Here is a 19,564-nt window from a genome sequence, read left to right on the forward strand (position 1 = left end):
CCGCGCGCCGCTCGCGCGCGGCCAGCCGGAACGCGCCCGGCCCCACGCCGAAATATGCCTTGAACGCGCGCCCGAAGGCCGCCTCCGAGGCATAGCCGCATTGCTCGCCGATGCTGGCCGCCGATTCGCGGTCCAGCGTCAGCAGGCGCGCCGCCATTTCCATGCGCAAGGTGGTGACGAACTGCAGCGGCGTCTCGCCGCTGAGCTGCGCGAAGCGCCGCGCGAAGGTGGCGCGCGACACGTTGCACACCTGCGCCAGCGACGCCACCGACCACGGCCCGGCCGGCGCCGCGAGCACCGCGTCCACGGCGCGCGCCAGGCGCACGTCGGCCATCAGGGCCAGCAGGCTGTGGCTCGCGCCGCCCTGCGCGATCAGCGCGCGCAGCAGCAAGGTCAGCAGCGCCGTCGACAACTGCCCGATCACCGCCGCCGCGCCCGGCTCGGGTGCCCGCGCCTCGCTGCGCATCATGCCGATCAGGGCCGCCAGCCACGCGCAGTCGGCGCGCCGCGCGGTGGCGATGCGCAGCACCGGCGGCAGGTGGCGCAGCAGCATGGTGCCCGGCAGGCCCAGCACGAAGGTGCCGCACAGCATGTCGAGCCCCGCGTCGTCGCCGGGGATCGACAGCTCGGTCAGCAGGCCGTTGAAGCGGGCCTGCGGAGTGGCCGTGGCGGCAGCATCGGCACCGGCACCGGCGCGCAGGCTGCGCAGCGTGTGCGCGTTGCCGTGCGGGAACAGCAGCACATCGCCGGCATCCAGCTGCAGCGCCTCGCCGCCCACCTGCGCGTGCGCCTGCCCGCCCAGGATGATGTGGTAGGGCAGGTGCCCAGGCGGCGCGGCCGCGTTCTCCACGCGCCAGATGCCGGCGAAGTGGCAGTGCAGGTCCACGGTGCCGGCGGGCGCGAGCATGCGGACCAGTTCCGTCAGGCTGTCCATGATCGGGTTCGGTTGAGACGATAAGGCAAGATAATGCGACGATTATATGCGGTAAAGGACAGTTTTGACGCCTAGACTTCGGGTCATGGATGCAGCGCGCACAAACGCCGCGCGGTCCATCAACCAACCCGCAAAGGAGTCCATCATGTCCCGTCTTCACACCATCGCCGCCGCCGAAGCCACCGGCCAGACCGCCGAACTGTTCGCCGCCATCAGGAAGGCCGTCGGCAAGGTTCCCAATGCCTACCTGACCATCGGCAGCAACGCGCCGGCCGTGCTGGCCAACGTGCTGCAGACCGGCGCGCTGCTGCAGAAGAATTCCACGCTGAGCGCGCGCGAAGTGGAGGCCATCAACCTCGCCGTCAGCGAAGCCTCGGCCTGTGACTATTGCGTGGCCGCGCACACCCTGACCGGCAAGATGGCCGGCTACAGCGCCGAGCAGACCCGCGAGCTGCGCGCCGGCGCCTATGCCGAGGACGGCAAGATCGACGCGCTGGTCCGCTTCGCGCTGACCCTGGTCAAGACCAGCGGCACGCTGCCCGCGGGCGCGGTGGACGCCGTGCGCGCCGCCGGCTACACCGACCGCCAGATCGTCGAGAGCATCCAGGCCGTGAGCGCGATCCTGTTCACCAACATGTTCAACCGCGTCAACGACACGGTGGTGGATTTCCCCAAGGTGGCGTGAGCGGGGCGGGGAGGGCCGGCGGCCCTCCTGTCCCGGGCGGCTATCGACATGCGGAATGCTTCGTTTCACCGCGGCCCGCCGCTGTGGAGAATGGTGGATCCTTCCACTCGTCCGCCCGCCATGCCAACGATCCTGCCTCGCCTTCTCGCCGCCAGCCTGCTGGCGGCCGCCGCGCTTTCCCCGCTTGCCGCGCAGGCCGACACGGCCATTCTCAACGCCGGCTACGACGTCACCCGCGAGCTGTACCGCGACATCAACCCCGGCTTCATCGCCAGCTGGAAACAGGCCACCGGCGAGACCGTGGTGGTCAACCAGTCGCACGGCGGCTCGAGCAAGCAGGCGCGCTCGGTGGCGGATGGGCTGGACGCAGATGTGGTGACGATGAACCAGGAGACCGACATCGACATCCTGGTGCAGCGCGGCGTGGTGGCGCCGGACTGGAAGAAGCGCCTGCCCGACAACGCCGCGCCGTACTACTCCACCATCGTGTTCCTGGTGCGCAAGGGCAATCCCAAGCGCATCCTCGACTGGGACGACCTCGGCCGCGCCGGCGTGCAGGTGATCGTGCCCAATCCCAAGACCTCGGGCAACGGCCGCTACACCTACCTCGCGGCGTGGGGCGCGGCGATCCGCAAGGGCGGCGGCGAAGCACAGGCGCGCGAGGCGGTGACGCGGCTGTTCCGCAACGTGCCGGTGCTCGACACCGGCGGGCGCGGCGCCACCACCAGCTTCACGCAGCGCCAGCTCGGCGACGTGCTGGCCACCTTCGAGAGCGAGGTGCACCAGATCCGCAAGGAACTCGGCGACAGCTTCGAGGTGGTCTACCCGAGCCAGTCGATCATCGCCGAGGCGCCGGTGGCGGTAGTCGACAAGGTGGTGGACAAGCGCGGCACGCGCAAGGTGGCCACGGCCTACCTGCAGTACCTGTGGTCCGACGCCGGCCAGGAGGTGATCGCCAGCCAGTTCTACCGGCCGCGCGCGCCGGCGGTGCTCAAGGCGCACGCGGCGCAGTTCCGCCCGATCACGCTGTTTACCGTCAATGACGTGTTCGGCAGCTGGGCGCAGGCGCAAAGCCGGCACTTCGCCGACGGCGGCGAGTTCGACAAGATCTACCAGGGCCGGCAGTAAGCCGCCCGACGCCCCGAATATCAACGGGGTTTTCTCCCCTCTCCCGCTTGCGGGAGACGGGACGGGGGAGAGGGCCGGCGGCGCTACGAAGCAAAGCCGCCGCGCCCCGCCCGACCCCGCATTCCCCCGCTACCGCGGCGCATTCAACCCGTTGCGCGCATTCAGGTGCTTGACCAGCTTGCCCAGCGTGGTGGCCTGGATCAGCAGGCTGAACACCACCACCAGGTAGGTCACGCCGATCAGCATCTCGCGCCCGTGGAACTCCGGCAGCGACAGCGCCAGCGCGATCGAGATGCCGCCGCGCAGCCCGCCCCAGGTCATGATGGTGGCCGAGTGCGGGTTGAGCCGGCGGAAGTTCTGCAGCGCCAGCAGCGGAATCGCCACGCTGATGGCGCGCGCGATCAGCACCACGGGAATCGCCGCCAGCCCCAGCCAGACGATATGCAGGTGCAGCGACAACGCGATGATTTCCAGCCCGATCAGGCCGAACAGCACCAGGTTGAGCAGTTCGTCGAACAGGCCCCAGAAGTTGAACAGGTGTTCGCGCGTCTTCTCGGACATCGAAGTGGCGGCGCCGTGGTTGCCGATCACCAGCCCCATGATGACCACCGCCAGCGGCGCGGACACGTGCACCAGCTCGGCCAGGCTGTAGCCGCCGGTGGCCAGCGCCAGCGTGATGAGGATCTCCACCGGATAGCTCTCGATGCCGCGCAGCAGCAGCGAGGCGCCGTAGCCGAGCGCCGCGCCCAGCACCAGCGCGCCCAGCACTTCGCGCGCCAGCGCCGTGGCCACGTGCGCGGCGGAGAATTCGGTGGCGCCGGTGGCCAGGCCCACCAGCGTAAGGAAGGCCACCACCGCGGTGCCGTCGTTGAACAGCGACTCGCCGGCGATCTTGGTCTCCAGGCTTTCCGGCGCGCCCGCGCTCTTGAGCACGCTCAGCACGGCGATCGGGTCGGTGGGGGAGATCAGGGCGCCGAACACCAGGCACCACAGCAGGCTGATGGGGTGGCCGAGCCACTGCGCCACGTAATAGAAGCCGGCGCCCACGGCGGCGGTGGAGATCACCACGCCCACGGTGGCCAGCAGCAGCACCGCGCGGCGCTGGCGGCGCATGCGCGAGAGGTCGACGTGGAGCGCGCCGGCGAACAGCAGCAGGCTGAGCAGGCCGTGGAAGACCACGTCGGAGAAATCGATCTGGGCCACCAGCTTGCGGGCCTGGGCGACCATTTCGGGATGATTGAAGCCGAGCACGGAGACGCTCAGGCAAGTCACCAGCCCGACGGCGGTGATGCCCAGCGTGTCGGGCAGCTTGATGAAGCGGTAGTTGATGACGCCGAAGATGGCGATGAGGGTGAAAAGGGCGCCGGTCCCTTGGAATACAGTCATGCGAGGGGGTCTCCTGCCTTACAGGCGTTGCGAGATGGATGGGATCGCGCGCGCGGACGCGCCATGTGTATTCTATGCCACATCGTTGACAGGATCGTGGCAGCGCCCGGCGCGCGCCGGGGTCAGGCGCCCACGTCGAAGAATGCCAGGAACCGGCGCATGATCGGCGACAGCGCGCCCGCGCGGTGCGCCACCAGCACCCGGCTGCCCGCGTCCGGGCCGGCCAGCGCGCGGTACGCCACGCCCGGAATGCCGGTGCGCGCGTAGATCTCCGGCAGCACCGAGACCCCGGCGCCGCTGGCCACCAGGCCGATGATGGTGGTGGCCTCGCGCGCCTCCTGCGCGATGCGCGGCGCGAAGCCGGCGCGGTTGCACAGCGTGGTCACGTGGTCGAACAGCCCGCAGCCCAGCCCGCGCGGAAACAGCAGGAAGGGCTGGGCGGACAGCGTGCCGAGGTCCAGCCCGGCCGCCTCGTCTGCCGCCTCGTCCGCCGCCTGCGGCTGCGCCGCCGCGTGCGCGGCGGGCAGCACGGCGACCAGCCGGTCCGCCAGCACCTCGTGCACGGTGATGCTGGGCGGCGGGTAGAACTGCGGCGACGGACGCAGGAAGCCGATGTCGATCTCGCCCTTTTCCAGCCCCTGCAACTGCTGCCCGGTGGACATGTGCACCAGCTCCAGCGTGGCGCGCGGATGGCCGAGGCGGAAGCGCTGCACCGCGCGCGGGAAGGCGTCCTGCATCGGCACGGAAGCGGTGAAGGCCACGCGGATCTCGCCGGCCTCGCCGGCGGCCACCTGCTTGACCACCTCGCGCGCCTGCTCCAGGTTGCCCAGCGCCGCGCGCGCCTTGTCCAGGAACAGCGTGCCGGCGGGCGTGAGCGCCACGTGGTGGCGCGAGCGGTCGAGCAGGGGGCTGCCCAGCTCGTCCTCCAGCGCCTTGATCTGGGTGCTCAGCGGCGGCTGGCTGATGTGCAGCTTGCGCGCGGCCTCGCTGAAGCTCAGCGCTTCGGCCACGGCGACGAAATAGCGGAGTTGGCGGAAGTCCATAGGTGGGTTGGTTATATCGTCCCGGAATAACAAGCGGCTTGAAAACGTATTGGACACTATCACAACGGGTGCCCAGAATGCGTGCAAACGATTTCAACCGACCCACAGGAGACAAGAATGCTGCGTCGATCCTACCTCGCCGGCTTGCTGGCCACCGCGCTGTCGCTGGGCGCCGTCGCCACCAGTGCCGCCGCCGCCGAAACCTATCCCGCCAGGCCCATCCGGCTGGTGGTGCCCTACGCGGCGGGCGGCGCGGTGGACATCGTCGCGCGCTCGGTCGGCCAGAAGATGAGCGTGCTGCTCAAGCAGCCGGTCATCGTCGACAACCGCCCCGGCGCCAGCACCAATATCGGTCTGGACATGGTGGCCAAGGCCCAGCCGGACGGCTACACCATCATGATGGCCTCCAACAGCCTGGCCACCAACGCCGCGCTGTTCGCCAAGCTGCCGTTCGACCCGGCGCGCGACTTCACGCCGGTGGCGCGCATCGGGCAGGCCTCGCTGGTGCTGGTGGTGCCGGCCAAGTCCGGCATCACCTCGCTCAAGGGCCTGGTGGCCCAGGCCAGGTCCCAGCCCGGCAAGCTCAGCTACGCCTCGGCCGGCAACGGCAGCTCCGGCCATCTCGCCGGCGAGCTGTTCAAGGAAGCGGCCCGCATCGACGTGCTGCACGTGCCCTACAAGGGCGGCGCGCCGGCCATCACCGACCTGCTCGGCGAGCGCATCTCCTTCATGCCGATCAACCCGCTCGAAGTCATCACGCATATCCGCGCCGGCACGCTGCGCGCCATCGCGGTGGCGAGCGACCAGCGCACGCCGCTGCTGCCGGACGTGCCGACCTCGCGCGAAGAGGGCCTGCCGGGCTTCACCGCCTCGGTGTGGTGGGGGCTGGTGGCGCCGGCCAGGACGCCGGCGGCCATCGTGCATGAACTCAACGCCGCGGCCAACACCGCGCTGGCCGACGCCGACGTGCGCAAGCAGCTCGCGCAACTGGGCGTGACCATCCTGCCCGGCACGCCCGAAGCCTTCGGCCAGTTCGTGCGCAGCGAGACCACGACCTGGAACGGCGTGATCCGCAAGGCGGGCATCACGGCCGACTGACCACGCCCCGGGCGCGGTCCGCCGCGCCCGGCGCAAGCAACACGATTCAACGGGAAACACCCATGTCCACGCCCCTCTCCGACACCCAAGCCCAGGCCCGCCGCCCCGCCATCCTGGTGGTCAGCGCGCACGCCGCCGACTTCGTCTGGCGCGCCGGCGGCGCCATCGCGCTGTACGCCGAGCGCGGCTACCACGTCAACATCGTCTGCCTGTCCTTCGGCGAGCGCGGTGAATCCGCCAAGATGTGGCGCCAGCCCGGCATGACGCTCGAGCGCGTCAAGGCCGCGCGGCGCGAGGAAGCGCAGCAGGCCGCCGACATCCTCGGCGCCACCCTGACGTGCTTCGACCTCGGCGACTACCCGCTGCGCGTGAGCGACGCAGCGCTGCTGCGCCTGGCGGACATCTACCGCGAGCTGCGCCCCGAGCTGGTCATGAGCCACTCGCGCGAGGACATCTACAACTTTGACCACCCGCTGGCCACCCACGTGGCGCAGGAAGCGCGCGTGATCGCCCAGGCGCACGGCTACAAGCCCGAGGTGCCGGTGATCGGCGCGCCGCCGGTGTTCCTGTTCGAGCCGCACCAGCCCGAGCAATGCAACTGGAAGCCCGACGTGCTGCTCGACATTTCCTCCGTATGGGAGAAGAAGCAGCGCGCCTTCGCCACGATGGCGGCGCAGGAACACCTGTGGGAGTACTACACCCGCGTGGCGCTGCAGCGCGGCGCGCAGGCCACGCGCAACTCGGACCGCAAGGTCAAATACGGCGAGGGATACGCGCGCGTGTTCCCGCAAGTCTCGGAGACCCTGGCATGAAGACCATCGCCTATCGCCATATCCTGCGCGCCGACGCGGCCGACATCGACGCGCTCGGCAGCGCCGGCGTGGCCACCGCGCACGAGGCGCAGCGCCGCACCGGGCTGATGAAGCCCTATCTGCGGCCGGTCCAGTCCGGCGCGGCGATCGCCGGCAGCGCCGTGACGGTGCTGATGCATCCCGGCGACAACTGGATGATCCACGTCGCCGTGGAGATGGTGCAGCCCGGCGACGTGCTGGTGGTGGCGCTGGTCAGCGACTGCACCGACGGCCTGTTCGGCGACCTGCTGGCCACCTCGCTCAAGGCGCGCGGCGCGCGCGGGCTGGTCATCGACGGCGGCGTGCGCGACGTGGCCACGCTCAACGCCATGAACTTCCCGGTGTGGTCGCGCGCGGTCTCGGCGCAGGGCGCGGTCAAGGAAACGGTGGGCGCGGTCAACGTGCCGGTGGTCTGCGCCGGCGCCCACGTGCGTCCCGGCGACGTGATCGTGGCCGACGACGACGGCGTGGTGGTGGTGCCGCGCCCGCAGGCCGCGGCGACCGCCCGGCTCGCCGCCGCGCGCGAAGCCAACGAACTGGCCAAGCGCGCCACGCTGGCCGCCGGCGTGCTGGGCCTGGACATGTACAAGATGCGCGAGGCGCTGGCCGCGAAGGGGCTGGTCTATTCGGACCAGGCGGTGGACTGGTACAGCGGCTTCGACGAGGCCTGAGCCCCGCATGGTCCAGGCGCCGCCCGCCCGCGCGGCGGGCGGCGTCCGCGATTCTGGTATAAGCAACGCAGACGATTTTCCGGGCCTCGGGGGAGCCAGATGGAACTGCGCCAGCTTCAATACTTCGTGCGGGTGGTCGAACTCGGCAGCATGAGCCGCGCCGCGCTCGACCTGGACATGGTGCAGTCGGCCATGAGCCAGCAGATCAGCCGGCTGGAAAGCGAGCTGTCCACCCGCCTGCTGCGCCGGACCACGCGCGGCGTCACGCCGACCGAGGCCGGCCTGGCCTTCTTCCGCGAGGCCCAGCTCGCGCTGCGCCACGCCGAGCAGGCCAAGCGCGCGGCCCATCACGCGCGCCTGTCCGGCACGGTCAGCGTGGGCCTGGCGCCGACCACCGCGTCGATGGTCGGCGTGCCGCTGATGCGCGCCATGCGCGAGCGCTATCCCGACGTGCGCCTGCACATGGTGGAGAGCCTGTCGGGCCACCTCGGCGCCATGCTCAACGCGCGCCAGCTCGACCTCGCCGTGCTGTTCGATACCCACGTGGCGCGCCGCTGGAGCGTGATGCCGCTGCTGGAAGAAACCCTGTTCCTGATCCGCTCGCGCAAGGCCCTGCCGGCCGGCGCCGAGGCCGGCCTGCCCACGCGGCTGCGCATGGCGCAGCTGCAGGACGTGCCACTCATCATGCCGACCGGCCTGCACGGGCTGCGCAGCACGCTGGACGCCGCTTTCGCGCGCGCCAAGATCGTGCCGCAGGTGGTGCAGGAAGTGGATTCGCTGGCCATGCTGATGGACGCGGTGGACCTGGGCTTCGGCGGCACGCTGCAGCCGTGGGCGGCGGTGGGGCGCTATGCCGACGCCACCGAGCGCTTCCACCTGGCCGAGATCGCCGACCCCAAGGTGCGGCGCCAGAACGTGCTGTGCAGCCTGTCGGACGACGAGCTGTCCCCGGCCGCGCTGGCGCTGCGCGTGGTGCTGGCCGACTGCGCGCGCGAGCTGGTGCGCTCGGGCGCCTGGCGCGGCGCGCGGCTGCTGGGGCCGGAGGGCTGAGGGCGGGGCTCGGCGCATTTCGGCGGATCCCGGCGGATCCCGGCAGGGCGGGCAGCCCCCGAGGGGTATCACGAATCGTGATGCCCCCATGCCGCCACCGGCCTTAGCAGGCGGGCGCGCCGCCGGTACAGTGCGGGCTACCCCACGAGAAGACCGCATTGTGTTCCTGATTACACCAACCCGGAAGCCCCTCCCGTCGGCTTCCCGCCGTGCCGCCGGAGGCGCGCGGCCATGATCGACGTCCTGGTCATCGGTGGCGGCAACGCCGCCCTGTGCGCCGCCCTGATGGCGCGCGAAGCCGGCGCCAGCGTGCTGCTGCTCGAAGCGGCGCCGCGCGAGTGGCGCGGCGGCAACTCCCAGCACACCCGCAACCTGCGCTGCATGCACGACGCGCCGCAGGATGTGCTGATCGAGGCCTATCCCGAGGAAGAATACTGGCAGGACCTGCTCAAGGTCACTGGCGGCATCACCAACGAGCACCTGGCCCGCCTGACCATCCGCGCGTCCTCCACCTGCCGCGACTGGATGCGCAAGCACGGCGTGCACTTCCAGCCGCCGCTGTCGGGCGCGCTGCACGTGGCGCGCACCAACGCCTTCTTCATGGGCGGCGGCAAGGCCCTGGTCAACGCCTATTTCCGCAGCGCCGAGGCGCTCGGCGTGCAGGTGCGCTACAACGCGCCGGTGGACGCCATCGAGATGGACGGCGACCGCTTCGTGGCCGCGCGCATCGGTAGCGAGCGCATCGAGGCGCGCAGCTGCGTGCTGGCCGCCGGCGGCTTCGAGTCCAACCGCGAATGGCTGCGCGAAGCCTGGGGCCAGAACGCCGACGGCGAATGGCCGGCCGACAATTTCCTGATCCGCGGCACGCGCTTCAACATGGGCGTGCTGCTCAAGCACATGATCGAGTCGGGCGCCGACGCCATCGGCGACCCGTCGCAGTCGCACTGCGTGGCCATCGACGCGCGCGCGCCGCTGTACGACGGCGGCATCTGCACGCGCGTGGACTGCGTCTCGCTGGGCGTCATGCTCAACCGCAACGCCGAGCGCTTCTACGACGAGGGCGAGGACTTCTGGCCCAAGCGCTACGCCATCTGGGGCCGGCTGGTGGCCCAGCAGCCCGGGCAGATCGGCTACTCCATCATCGACGCCAAGGCCGTGGGCCGTTTCATGCCGCCGGTGTTCCCCGGCGTGCGCGCCGACACGCTGCCGGAACTGGCGCGCCTGCTCGGGCTGGACGAAGCCACCTTCGTGCGCACCATCGAGGCGTACAACGCGGCCTGCCGCGTGGGCAAGTTCGACCACACCGTGCTCGACGACTGCCACACCGAGGGCATCTCCCCGGCCAAGACCCACTGGGCGCGCCCGCTCGACACCGCGCCGTTCTACGGCTACGCGCTGCGCCCGGGCATCACCTTCACCTATCTCGGCCTGAAGGTAAACGAGCACGCCGCCGTGCACTTCGGCGGCAAGCCCAGCGACAACCTGTTCGTGGCCGGCGAGATGATGGCCGGCAACGTGCTGGGCAAGGGCTACACGGCGGGCGTGGGCATGGCCATCGGCACCGCCTTCGGCCGCATTGCCGGCACCCGGGCCGCCGCCGCCGCGCGGGGCCTGCGCAACGACATCCAGGAAGACCAGCATGCAACATCTTGAAGCGCTGACGCGCGAAGCGGCGGCGCTGGCCGAGGGCGCGCTGCCGCTCACCGGCGACGAGGCCGAGGTCGGCCGCATCATGCAGATCTGCAACGCCTGCCGCTACTGCGAAGGCTTCTGCGCCGTGTTCCCGGCCATGACGCGCCGGCTCGAGTTCGGCAAGGCCGACATCCACTACCTGGCCAACCTGTGCCACAACTGCGGCGCCTGCTACCACGCCTGCCAGTACGCGCCGCCGCACGAGTTCGGCGTCAACGTGCCGCAGGCGATGGCCAAGGTGCGCGTGCAGACCTACTCGGACTACGCCTGGCCGGCCGCCTTCGGCGGGCTGTACCGCCGCGCCGGGCTGGCCACCGCGCTGGCGCTGGCCGGCGGCCTGGCGCTGTTCCTGGTGATGGTGCTGGCCGCGCGCGGCAGCCTGCTGCACGCGCCGCTGGCCGGCAACTTCTACGCCATCTTCCCGCACAACCTGCTGGCGGCCATGTTCGGGCTGGTGTTCGGCCTCGCCATCGTGGCGCTGGGCGTGGGCGTGACGCGCTTCTGGCGCCGCGTGACGCCGGGCGAGCTGGCCGGCGAGGCGCGCGGTCCGGCCATCGGCGGCGCCGCGCACGACGCGCTGCGGCTGCGCTACCTCGACGGCGGCCACGGCGAGGGCTGCAACAACGCCGACGACGCCTTCACCCTGTGGCGCCGCCGCTTCCACCATTTCACGTTCTACGGCTTCATGCTGTGCTTCGCCGCCACGGCGGTGGCCACGCTCTATCATTACCTGCTGGACCTGCACGCGCCGTATGCGCTGACCAGCCTGCCGGTGCTGCTCGGCACGGCCGGCGGCATCGGCCTGCTGATCGGCACGGCGGGGCTGCTGCGGCTCAACCTGGCGCGCGACCCGAACACCGGCGACGCCGCGCAGAAACCGATGGACCGCGGCTTCATCGCGCTGCTGTTCCTCACCAGCGCCACCGGCCTGGCGCTGCTGGCCTGGCGCGACACCGGCGCGATGGCGCTGCTGCTGGCCCTGCACCTGGGCGTGGTGATGGCGCTGTTCCTGACGCTGCCCTACGGCAAGTTCGCGCACGGCATCTACCGCAGCGCCGCGCTGCTGAAATGGAATATCGAAAAACGCCGGCCGAGCAATCTCGCGCTCGGCTCGGACTGAAGTCGCCCCCGAACCCCGACTGAAACGAATACCGTATCCACAAGGAGATCCCCATGAACAAGCCCGGCGTGCTCACCATTTCGTCGATGCGAGACCAGTGCAGCGAAGCCGAATGGCAGGCGCGCGTAGACCTGGCCGCGTGCTACCGGCTGGTGGAGCTGTACGGCATGGCCGACATGATGGCCAATCACATCTCGGTGCGCGTGCCGGGCGAGGAGGGCGCTTTCCTCATCAACGCCTACGGCATGATGTATGAGGAAATCACGGCCTCCAGCCTGATCAAGGTGGACCATGCTGGCACCATCCTCGCCAAGCCGGACTTCGGCTCGCTCAACTACGGCATCAACAAGGCCGGCTACGTGATCCACAGCGCCGTGCACGAGGCGCGCCCCGAAGTGGCCTGCGTGATCCACACGCATAGCTGGGCCTCGATGGCGGTGTCGTCGCTCGACTGCGGGCTGCTGCCGCTCACGCAGACCGCCATGCGCTTTCTCAAGATCGGCTATCACGAGTACCAGGGCGTGGTGCTGGACACCGCCGAGCAGGCGTCGCTGATCGCCGACCTCGGCACCGGCGAGGCCATGATCCTGCGCAACCACGGCGCGCTGACCGTGGGCAACACCGTGGGCGAGGCCTTCAACTGGATGCACCGGCTGGAGCTGGCCTGCCGCGCGCAGATCGGCGCGATGTCGTGCAACACGCCGCTGCGCGAGGTCGGCGCCGACGTGCTGCAGGAAACCTGGAACAACTACCAGCCCGGCACCCGCCGGCCTTATGGCGTGATGGAGTGGCCGGCGCTGCTGCGCAAGCTCGACCGCCTCGACCCGAGCTTCCGCGACTGAACACGGCCGCCCCCCGGCCGTGACCGCTGTCCCCCCCAGCGGCAGCGCGTGAAGACAAGAGCAGAAAACGGAAACGGAGACAGACAAGATGAACAGACGACGCATGCTGGCCCAGGCGCTGGCGCTTGGCGCCGCGCCCTGGATCGCCGCCACCCGCGCGCAGGCGATGCCCAACAAGCCGGTGACGCTGGTGGTGCCGTTCGCCCCCGGCGGCAATCTCGACGTGGTGGCGCGCGCGCTGGCGCCGGCGCTGGAGCAGTCGCTCGGGCGCAACGTCATCGTCGACAACCGGCCCGGCGCCGGCGGCGTGCTGGGCGCGTCCGCGGTGTCGCGCGCGGAGGCCGACGGCAGCACGCTGCTGGTGACCACGCCCAACGCCATCGTGGTGCTGCCGCGCATGACGCGCACCGCGTTCAGCCTGGCCAGCTTCCAGCCGGTCGGGCTGGTCTCCACCACCACGCTGGTGATCGTGGTCAAGGGCGGCGACAAGCGCTTCGCCGACGTGGGCGCGCTGCTGGCCCATGCGCGCGCCAATCCCGGCAAGGTCACCGCCGGCCACGCCGGGCCCGGCACCACCAACCACGTGGCCGCGCTGCAACTGGAGCAGGCCGCCGGCATCAAGCTCAACACCGTGCCCTACAAGGGCTCGGCGCCCGCGCTGATGGACCTGATGGGCGGGCAGATCGACATGGTGGTCGACCAGCTCACCAGCTCCGCGCCCCATATCCAGTCCGGCGCGCTGCGCGTGCTGGCGGTGATGTCGCGCGAGCGCGATGCCACCCTGCCGAAGGTGCCGACGCTGCGCGAATCCGGCCTGCCCGGCTTCGAGGCGACCACCGCCACCGGCCTGCTGGCCCCCGCGGGCACGCCGGCCGCCACCATCGAGACGCTCAACGCGGCGCTGCGCAAGGCGCTGGCCGAGCCGAGCGTCAAGAGCCGCCTGCTGAACGTCGGCAGCGTGGCCCAGAGTTCGTCGCCGCAGGAACTGCTGCAGACGCTGCAGCGCGAGGATGCGCGCGCGCAGCAACTGGCGGCATCCGGCCGGCTCAAGGCGGAATGACGCGCAGCACGCGCCCGCCGCACATCGATCAACACGACAGAGAAGCCGTCCCCGCCATGACCAGACCCTGCCTGCCACCGCTTGCCAACCACGCCGAGCCGGCCTTCCGCGCGCCGCCCGGCGCCTGCGACAGCCATGCCCACGTGTTCGGCCCCTACCAGCGCTTTCCGCTCGCCGCCGAGCGCAGCTACACCCCGGCGGAACATCCCGCCGCCGACTTCATCGCCCATCTCGACCAGCTCGGGCTGACGCGCGGCGTGCTGGTCACGGCCAGCGCCTGCGGCACCGACAACGGCAGCGTGCTGGAGGCCCTGCGGCTCTACCCCGAGCGGCTGCGCGGCATCGCGGTGCCGGCGCCCGACACCAGCGACGCCGAGCTGGACCGCTGGCACGCGGCCGGCATGCGCGGCGTGCGCATCAACCTGTACCAGGTCGACGGCCACGCGGTGTACCGCAACGGCGTGGGGCTGGAGGTGCTCGAAGCGCTCGCGCCGCGGCTGGCCGAGCGCGGCTGGCACGCGCAGATCTGGATCCACGCGCCCGACCTGCCGGCGCTCGCCCCGCGCCTGCGCGCGCTCGGCGTGCCGCTGGTGATCGATCACATGGGCCGCATGTCCACCGCGCGCGGCGTGGGCGATCCCGGCTTCCAGGCGCTGTGCGCGCTGCTGGCCGAAGGCGCGGCATGGACCAAGATCTCCGGCGCCGACCGCCTGAGCGCCGCGGGCGCGCCCTACGGCGATGTCGATCCGTTCGCCACCGCGCTGCTCGCCGCCAACCCGGAGCGCGTGGTGTGGGGTTCCGACTGGCCGCACATCAACTACTTCGAAGCCGGGCAGGTGCCAGACGACGGCACGCTGTTCAACCTGCTGGCGCGCTGGCTGCCCGACGCCGCGGCGCGCGAGCGCGTGCTGGTGAGCAACCCGGCGCGGCTCTACGGATTCGACGGCGCGCCCGCCTGACGGCTGCCCGGCGCGTAGCGCTCATCACCCGGCGCCGCCAGCCCAGGCCGGCGCCGGTCACGAACAAGAACATGGCGGACGCGGGCGCGTCCCGGCCCGGCCGCCCATCGGAGACCCGACATGCCTCGTTTCGCCCCCTCGCCCTCGCTGCCGTTGCGCCTCGCGCGCGCATGCGCGCCGCTCGCCATGCTTGCCTGCGCGCTGACCGGCGCCGCCCACGCCCAGCCGGCCGGCGCCGACTATCCGACCAAGCCGGTGCGCATGGTGGTGGCGTTCACCGCCGGCGGCACCACCGACATCCTCGCGCGCAGCGTCGCCCAGTCGCTGGCGCAGCGCTTCAAGCAGTCCTTCGTGGTGGACAATCGGCCCGGCGCCGGCGGCAACATCGGCACCGAGGCCGTGGTGCGCTCGCCGGCCGACGGCTACACGCTGCTGGTCGATTCGGTCGGGCCGATCTCCATCAACCAGACGCTCTACAAGAAGCTCAACTACGATCCGCTCACCGACCTCGTGCCGGTGGTGCAGATCGCCGACGTGCCCAACGTGCTGGTGGTGCATCCCTCGCTGCCGGCCAGGAGCTTCGAGGAATTCATCGCCTACGCCAAGGCCAACCCGGGCAAGCTCAACTACAGCTCCACCGGCGTGGGCACCTCGTCGCAGCTCTCCAGCTTCATGCTGACGCAGCGCGTCGGCACCGAAGCCACGCATATCCCCTACAAAGGGGCCGACGCGCTCAACGACCTGCTGTCCGGCAGGGTACAGTTCATGTTTGCCACCATCCCCTCGGTCATTGCCCATATCAAGGCCGGCAAGCTGCGGGCGCTGGCGGTGAGCAGCGCGCACCGCTCGAAGTCGCTGCCCGACGTGCCCACGGTGGCGGAGAAGGGCTTCCCCGGTTTCGAGGCCGGATCGTGGTTCGGCGTGTTCGCGCCCAAGGGCACGCCCAGGGCGGTCATCGACAAGCTGAACCAGGCGGTCAACGAAGCCCTGCCGTCGCTGCAGGCGCAGATGGTGCGCGAAGGGGCGGACCCGGTGGGTGGCTCGCCCGAGCAGTTCGGGCAGTTCACCCGCAAGGAATACACCAAGTGGAAGGTCGTGGTCCATGATTCCGGCGCTTCCATCGACTAACGCTATGTAGGTTGCAATGAACCATCCATCCGGCGGGCAAGGCCCGCGCATCCTGATGTCGGAACAAGCTCTGCGGCAGTACGGCGCGGACATCGGCGCCGCGCTCGGCGGCCACTTCGTGCCGGTGGCGCTGCCGGCCGGCGACGGCCCGCATGGCGGGCCGGACGCCACGCTGGACGCCGACATTGCCTTCGTCTCGCGCGACGTCACCGGGCTGTCCACCAAGCACGAGATCCTGCCCGCCACGCGGCGCTTCTACGACGCCATGCTGGCCAGCCCCTCGCTGCGCTGGACCCACACCCATTCGGCCGGCGCCGACCGCGCCGTGTTCGGCGAGCTGCGCGCGCGCGGCGTGCAGGTGACCACCTCGTCCGGCGCCAATGCCGGCGTGGTGGCGCAGACCGCGCTGGCCGGGCTGCTGGCGCTGGCGCGGCACTTCCCGCAGATGCTGGCGGCGCAGGGCGAGCGCCGCTGGGCGCCGCTGATCGGCTCCGGCCTGCCGCGCGACATCGCCGGGCAGACCGCGACCATCGTCGGCTGGGGCCCGATCGGGCAACTGCTGGGCAAGCTGCTGCACACGCTGGGCATGCACGTGGTGGTGGTGCGGCAGAGCGCCGCCTCCGCCGGGCCGGACTACGAGACGGTCGCATTCGAGGGCGTGCGCGGCGTGCTGCCGCGCACCGACTGGCTGCTGCTGGCCTGCCCGCTCACGCCGCAGACGCAGGGGCTGGTGGACGCCGCCGCGCTGGCCCTGCTGCCGGATGGCGCCCGGCTCGTCAACGTCGCGCGCGGCGAAGTGGTGGACGAAGCCGCGCTGATCGCGGCGCTGCGGTCCGGCCGCCTCGCCGGCGCCTACCTGGACGTGTTCGCGCACGAGCCGCTGCCGGCGGACTCGCCGCTGTGGACCATGCCCAACGTCATCGCCACGCCGCACAGCGCGGGCTTCTCCGATGGCAACGCCGCGCGCGTGGCGGGGATCTTCATGGACAACCTGCGGCGCTGGCAGGCGGGGGAAGCGTTGCGCAACCTCGTCGGCTGACCGGCGGGAAGTGAAAGACAACGGCGCCCGCGAGGGCGCCGTTTTTCTTGTTGCCGGCGCCCGCAACAGCGAAGACCATCACGCCGCGCAGACGCCAGGCACCAACGCACGGCGAGCATCCCCGCACGCCCGCATCCCCGAGACACAATCACCGCCGGTTGGCCAGCCAGATGCCGCCGACGATGGCCGCCAGCCCCGCCGCGTGGAACCAGCGCGGCCAGTCGCCGAGCAGCGCGCTCGACATCAGCGCGGCGAACACCGGCGTGAGCGTGAAGAAGAACACCGGCAACTGCGCGCCGGCGCGCGCGATGGCGCGGTCCCAGGCGAAGTAGCCGAGCAGCGACGGCACCGTGGCCACGTACAGCAGGATGGCGGCCACCTTGGCGTCCAGGTGCAGCGGCGCGTGCGCCGCCGCCAGTTCCCACGCCGCGAACGGCGCGCTGGCGAGCACGCCGGCCACGATCTGGCCGAACAGCAGCACCGCCAGCGGCAGGTCGGGGCGGCGCTTGCGCAGCAGCCAGGTGTAGGCGCTCCAGGTGACGGTGGCGGCCAGCATGAACAGGTCGCCCGGCACGAAATCGAGCTGCGCGAGCCGCGCGGGGTCGCCGCGCAGCAGCACCACGCCCACGCCGGCCAGGCAGAGCAGGGCGCCCGCCACGTGCCAGCCGCGCACCCGCTCGTGGAAGAACAGCGCGCCGATGATGAGCAGGAAGATCGGCGCCGAGGCCCCGATCAGCGTCACGTTGATCGGCGACGAGGTGGTCAGCGCGAGGTACTGCATCGCGTTGTAGACCGACACCGACAGCATGCCCATCGCGGCGATCACGCCGGCGTGCCGCTTCAGCGCGGCGGCGTGCAGCCGCACGTCGCGCCACACGGCCGGGGCCAGCAGCAGGCCGGCCAGCGCCCAGCGCGCGAAGTTCAGCGTGACCGGCGGGATGGCGCCGGCGGCGTAGTGGCCGACGATGGCGTTGCCGGCCCAGCTCAGGGGCGGGAAGGTCAGCAGGCCGAGGGTGGTCCAGTCGAGGCCGGCCTTGCCGGCGGCGGTAGCGCGCATATGAGGGTTGTCGTCCTGTCGGTGTTCTTGTTCTTGTCTTGTTTCTGGCTTATTTTTGTCTTGTTGCCGTGCCGGCGCGGGCCCGGACGCGTGTCCGTCTCCTTGTCTCCTTTTTCCCCGCGCGCCGGGCATTATGCCGCAGCGCGATTGCAAACGATTGTCAGGGGCATGCCGCGTGCGGCTGCCATGCGCTAGTCTCCATGCGTGCCGCGCGCCGGCGGGCGCGCCCGGGAAAAGTGCCGGATACGAACTGTTACACGGACGCGCCGGCCGGCTGTCAACACCGCAAACCGGCGGGCCGTTCTTACAGGCAACGCGCAAGCCGCGCGCCTACCTGGAGATTGCAATGAAAAAGGTTCTCGCCATCGTGACCCTCGCGCTCTTCGCCGCCGGCGCCTACGCGCAGGCACCCGCCGCCGAGGCGACCAAGGAGCCGGTCAAGGTCGAAAAGAGCGCGCACAAGAGCAAGGCGCACGGCACCAAGCATACCAAGGCCGCCACGCCGGCCAAGCCCGCCGCGCAGTAATGCGGCGTTCCGGAATGCGCCCCGCCGCGGGGCGCATTCTTCATCCAGCCCCCTGACCTCATGCACCTGATCTGGACGATTCTCATCGGCTTCGTGGCCGGCCTCGTGGCGCGCGCCATCACTCCCGGCAGCGGCCCCAGCGGCTTTTTCCTGACCGCCGCGCTCGGCATTGCCGGCGCGCTCGCCGCCACCTTCCTCGGGCAGCTCCTGAACTGGTATCGCCCGGGCCAGTCCGCCGGCTTCATCGGCGCGGTGGTCGGCGCGGTGATCCTGCTGCTCGGCTATCACCTGATCGCGCGCAAGGGCTGAAGCCAGCCCGCGCCGCATTCCTTCCAAGTCATACCGACAACCCAAGAACCGGATCCGATCATGAGCCTGATGGACATCCTGCAGAACGCAGCCGCCGCCCTCGGCGGCAACCCCGAGCAACAGGTGGACCACATCGCCCAGAACGCGCCGCCGGGCGCGCTCGGCGAACTGCTGGCCGGCGCGTTCCGCTCGGACCAGACGCCGGCCTTCGGCAACATGGTGGGCGAGCTGTTCGGCCAGTCGAACGGCGCGCAGCAGGCCGGCATGCTCAACCAGATGCTGGCCCTGCTGGGCCCGGCCGTGCTGTCCGGCGCGGCCGGCGGCGTGCTGGGCAAGGTGATGGCGCCCGGCGCCACGCAGGTCACGCCCGAGCAGGCCAGCCAACTGACGCCGGCGCAGGTGCAGGAGATCGCCGCCCACGCCGAGCAGGCGCATCCGGGCGTGGTCGACCAGATCGCCGGCTTCTACGCCGAGCATCCCACGCTGGTGAAGACCATCGGCAGCGCCGCGCTGGCCATCGCGCTGGCCAAGTTCCGCGAGCACCAGCAGCAGGCCTGAGCTGCGCCGGCTTCGGCCGGTGCCGGCCGGCGCGTGCTGCCCGTCACGCTGCCTTGCTGCCCTCTCCCGTGAAGTGGGAGAGGGCAGCAAACCTTGTCTCGCGGTAAATCGCGTGCCGCGCAAGCCGGGCAACTAAAAGCCGCCCGGCTGCGGCTCCCTCGCATCGAAATCGAGCTCGATCCTGGCGCCGTTGGGATCGTGCAGGAACAACTGCCACAGGCCGGAGCCCGCCTGCCGCCCGAGCGTGAACGGAATGCCGCGGCGGCGCAGGTCGCCCGTGTATTGCTCCAGGCCGGTGGCGGTGAAGGCCATGTGGTCCAGCACGCCGGCCGCGGGCGCCGGCAGCGCATCGGTGGCGACGAGGTGCACGATGGGCGCGCCACCGGCGTACAGCCACGCGCCCGGGAACGTGAACGGCGGGCGCGGGC

21 protein-coding genes are annotated in these 19,564 nt (G+C 70.9%); 16 read left to right on the forward strand and 5 right to left on the reverse strand.

The annotated features are described in order from the left end of the window. A partial coding sequence (locus K206_RS0115155) for an AraC family transcriptional regulator (RefSeq protein ID WP_020203248.1) occupies positions 1–934 on the reverse strand: 934 nt, incomplete at its 3' end. A 145-nt stretch (positions 935–1,079) separates the two neighbouring features. Here K206_RS0115155 and K206_RS0115160 point away from each other — a divergent pair. Together K206_RS0115160 and K206_RS0115165 are read left to right on the forward strand one after the other, a co-directional pair. Then, positions 1,080–1,619: a carboxymuconolactone decarboxylase family protein gene (locus tag K206_RS0115160; RefSeq protein WP_020203249.1), complete on the forward strand. Its 540-nt coding sequence runs from the start codon at positions 1,080–1,082 to the stop codon at positions 1,617–1,619. 120 nt (positions 1,620–1,739) lie between these two features. Next, positions 1,740–2,747 (forward strand): sulfate ABC transporter substrate-binding protein, encoded by a 1,008-nt coding sequence (locus K206_RS0115165; protein ID WP_020203250.1) that lies wholly within the window; start codon positions 1,740–1,742, stop codon positions 2,745–2,747. Between the two features lie 129 nt (positions 2,748–2,876). Here K206_RS0115165 and K206_RS0115170 read toward each other — a convergent pair whose 3' ends face one another. After that, a complete protein-coding gene (locus K206_RS0115170) occupies positions 2,877–4,133 on the reverse strand; it encodes a sodium:proton antiporter (RefSeq protein ID WP_020203251.1) in 1,257 nt (418 codons plus the stop codon). 122 nt (positions 4,134–4,255) lie between these two features. After that, positions 4,256–5,176, reverse strand: a complete 921-nt coding sequence (locus K206_RS0115175; RefSeq protein WP_020203252.1) for a LysR family transcriptional regulator — start codon at positions 5,174–5,176, stop codon at positions 4,256–4,258. Positions 5,177–5,293: 117 nt separating this feature from the next. Between K206_RS0115175 and K206_RS0115180 the strand changes: the two genes are divergently transcribed. The 11 genes from K206_RS0115180 (at position 5,294) to K206_RS0115230 (ending at position 16,686) form a co-directional block, all read left to right on the forward strand. Next, positions 5,294–6,274: a tripartite tricarboxylate transporter substrate binding protein gene (locus K206_RS0115180; protein ID WP_029043672.1), complete on the forward strand. Its 981-nt coding sequence runs from the start codon at positions 5,294–5,296 to the stop codon at positions 6,272–6,274. 62 nt (positions 6,275–6,336) lie between these two features. After that, complete coding sequence (locus K206_RS0115185) at positions 6,337–7,086, forward strand: PIG-L deacetylase family protein (RefSeq protein WP_020203254.1); 750 nt, start codon at positions 6,337–6,339, stop codon at positions 7,084–7,086. Beyond that, a complete protein-coding gene (locus tag K206_RS0115190) occupies positions 7,083–7,796 on the forward strand; it encodes a 4-carboxy-4-hydroxy-2-oxoadipate aldolase/oxaloacetate decarboxylase (RefSeq protein WP_020203255.1) in 714 nt (237 codons plus the stop codon). The genes K206_RS0115185 and K206_RS0115190 overlap by 4 nt, the downstream gene beginning before the upstream one ends. A 99-nt stretch (positions 7,797–7,895) precedes the next feature. Continuing rightward, positions 7,896–8,846: a LysR substrate-binding domain-containing protein gene (locus tag K206_RS0115195; protein ID WP_020203256.1), complete on the forward strand. Its 951-nt coding sequence runs from the start codon at positions 7,896–7,898 to the stop codon at positions 8,844–8,846. A gap of 231 nt (positions 8,847–9,077) precedes the next feature. Further along, the gene (tcuA, locus tag K206_RS0115200) at positions 9,078–10,499 is read left to right on the forward strand and encodes an FAD-dependent tricarballylate dehydrogenase TcuA (RefSeq protein ID WP_020203257.1); all 1,422 of its coding nucleotides are present in this window, start codon (positions 9,078–9,080) and stop codon (positions 10,497–10,499) included. Then, positions 10,486–11,658, forward strand: a complete 1,173-nt coding sequence (gene tcuB / locus K206_RS0115205; protein ID WP_020203258.1) for a tricarballylate utilization 4Fe-4S protein TcuB — start codon at positions 10,486–10,488, stop codon at positions 11,656–11,658. The genes tcuA and tcuB overlap by 14 nt, the downstream gene beginning before the upstream one ends. 53 nt (positions 11,659–11,711) lie before the next feature. Beyond that, positions 11,712–12,500, forward strand: coding sequence for a class II aldolase/adducin family protein (locus tag K206_RS0115210; RefSeq protein WP_020203259.1), 789 nt, complete (start codon positions 11,712–11,714; stop codon positions 12,498–12,500). Positions 12,501–12,588: 88 nt separating this feature from the next. Next, positions 12,589–13,560, forward strand: coding sequence for a tripartite tricarboxylate transporter substrate binding protein (locus K206_RS0115215; RefSeq protein WP_029043673.1), 972 nt, complete (start codon positions 12,589–12,591; stop codon positions 13,558–13,560). 56 nt (positions 13,561–13,616) lie between these two features. Further along, positions 13,617–14,519: an amidohydrolase gene (locus K206_RS0115220; RefSeq protein ID WP_029043674.1), complete on the forward strand. Its 903-nt coding sequence runs from the start codon at positions 13,617–13,619 to the stop codon at positions 14,517–14,519. A 120-nt stretch (positions 14,520–14,639) separates the two neighbouring features. Then, on the forward strand, positions 14,640–15,647 hold the full coding sequence (locus K206_RS0115225; protein ID WP_020423793.1) for a tripartite tricarboxylate transporter substrate-binding protein: 1,008 nt from the start codon (positions 14,640–14,642) through the stop codon (positions 15,645–15,647). Positions 15,648–15,663: 16 nt separating this feature from the next. Beyond that, on the forward strand, positions 15,664–16,686 hold the full coding sequence (locus K206_RS0115230) for a D-2-hydroxyacid dehydrogenase (protein WP_020203263.1): 1,023 nt from the start codon (positions 15,664–15,666) through the stop codon (positions 16,684–16,686). Positions 16,687–16,834: 148 nt separating this feature from the next. Here the strand turns inward: K206_RS0115230 and K206_RS0115235 are convergent, their stop codons facing one another. Next, a complete protein-coding gene (locus K206_RS0115235) occupies positions 16,835–17,743 on the reverse strand; it encodes a DMT family transporter (RefSeq protein ID WP_020203264.1) in 909 nt (302 codons plus the stop codon). A gap of 346 nt (positions 17,744–18,089) precedes the next feature. On the opposite strand from K206_RS0115235, the gene K206_RS0115240 reads away from it, so the two are divergent. From K206_RS0115240 to K206_RS0115250, 3 genes are read left to right on the forward strand one after another with little or no spacing between them, the layout of a single operon-like run. Then, positions 18,090–18,269 carry a hypothetical protein gene (locus tag K206_RS0115240; protein WP_020203265.1) on the forward strand — a complete coding sequence of 60 codons (180 nt, stop codon included), beginning with the start codon at positions 18,090–18,092 and terminating at the stop codon, positions 18,267–18,269. Between the two features lie 60 nt (positions 18,270–18,329). Beyond that, entirely contained in the window at positions 18,330–18,578 is a 249-nt protein-coding gene (locus K206_RS0115245; RefSeq protein ID WP_020203266.1) for a GlsB/YeaQ/YmgE family stress response membrane protein, read from the forward strand. 60 nt (positions 18,579–18,638) lie between these two features. After that, a complete protein-coding gene (locus K206_RS0115250; RefSeq protein ID WP_020203267.1) occupies positions 18,639–19,136 on the forward strand; it encodes a hypothetical protein in 498 nt (165 codons plus the stop codon). Between the two features lie 132 nt (positions 19,137–19,268). Here the strand turns inward: K206_RS0115250 and K206_RS43710 are convergent. Then, positions 19,269–19,564 (reverse strand): hypothetical protein (locus K206_RS43710; protein ID WP_020203268.1); only part of this gene is annotated, 296 nt, incomplete at its 5' end.

The organism is Cupriavidus sp. WS (assembly GCF_000395345.1).
GTDB classification, from domain to species: Bacteria; Pseudomonadota; Gammaproteobacteria; order Burkholderiales; family Burkholderiaceae; genus Cupriavidus; species Cupriavidus basilensis_B.

Coding starts and splice junctions, on each gene's coding strand:
- K206_RS0115160 (WP_020203249.1), top strand. CDS start 1,080: ATGTCCCGTCTTCACACCATCGCCGCCGCCGAAGCCACCGGCCAGACC.
- K206_RS0115165 (WP_020203250.1), top strand. CDS start 1,740: ATGCCAACGATCCTGCCTCGCCTTCTCGCCGCCAGCCTGCTGGCGGCC.
- K206_RS0115170 (WP_020203251.1), bottom strand. CDS start 4,133: ATGACTGTATTCCAAGGGACCGGCGCCCTTTTCACCCTCATCGCCATC.
- K206_RS0115175 (WP_020203252.1), bottom strand. CDS start 5,176: ATGGACTTCCGCCAACTCCGCTATTTCGTCGCCGTGGCCGAAGCGCTG.
- K206_RS0115180 (WP_029043672.1), top strand. CDS start 5,294: ATGCTGCGTCGATCCTACCTCGCCGGCTTGCTGGCCACCGCGCTGTCG.
- K206_RS0115185 (WP_020203254.1), top strand. CDS start 6,337: ATGTCCACGCCCCTCTCCGACACCCAAGCCCAGGCCCGCCGCCCCGCC.
- K206_RS0115190 (WP_020203255.1), top strand. CDS start 7,083: ATGAAGACCATCGCCTATCGCCATATCCTGCGCGCCGACGCGGCCGAC.
- K206_RS0115195 (WP_020203256.1), top strand. CDS start 7,896: ATGGAACTGCGCCAGCTTCAATACTTCGTGCGGGTGGTCGAACTCGGC.
- tcuA (WP_020203257.1), top strand. CDS start 9,078: ATGATCGACGTCCTGGTCATCGGTGGCGGCAACGCCGCCCTGTGCGCC.
- tcuB (WP_020203258.1), top strand. CDS start 10,486: ATGCAACATCTTGAAGCGCTGACGCGCGAAGCGGCGGCGCTGGCCGAG.
- K206_RS0115210 (WP_020203259.1), top strand. CDS start 11,712: ATGAACAAGCCCGGCGTGCTCACCATTTCGTCGATGCGAGACCAGTGC.
- K206_RS0115215 (WP_029043673.1), top strand. CDS start 12,589: ATGAACAGACGACGCATGCTGGCCCAGGCGCTGGCGCTTGGCGCCGCG.
- K206_RS0115220 (WP_029043674.1), top strand. CDS start 13,617: ATGACCAGACCCTGCCTGCCACCGCTTGCCAACCACGCCGAGCCGGCC.
- K206_RS0115225 (WP_020423793.1), top strand. CDS start 14,640: ATGCCTCGTTTCGCCCCCTCGCCCTCGCTGCCGTTGCGCCTCGCGCGC.
- K206_RS0115230 (WP_020203263.1), top strand. CDS start 15,664: ATGAACCATCCATCCGGCGGGCAAGGCCCGCGCATCCTGATGTCGGAA.
- K206_RS0115235 (WP_020203264.1), bottom strand. CDS start 17,743: ATGCGCGCTACCGCCGCCGGCAAGGCCGGCCTCGACTGGACCACCCTC.
- K206_RS0115240 (WP_020203265.1), top strand. CDS start 18,090: ATGAAAAAGGTTCTCGCCATCGTGACCCTCGCGCTCTTCGCCGCCGGC.
- K206_RS0115245 (WP_020203266.1), top strand. CDS start 18,330: ATGCACCTGATCTGGACGATTCTCATCGGCTTCGTGGCCGGCCTCGTG.
- K206_RS0115250 (WP_020203267.1), top strand. CDS start 18,639: ATGAGCCTGATGGACATCCTGCAGAACGCAGCCGCCGCCCTCGGCGGC.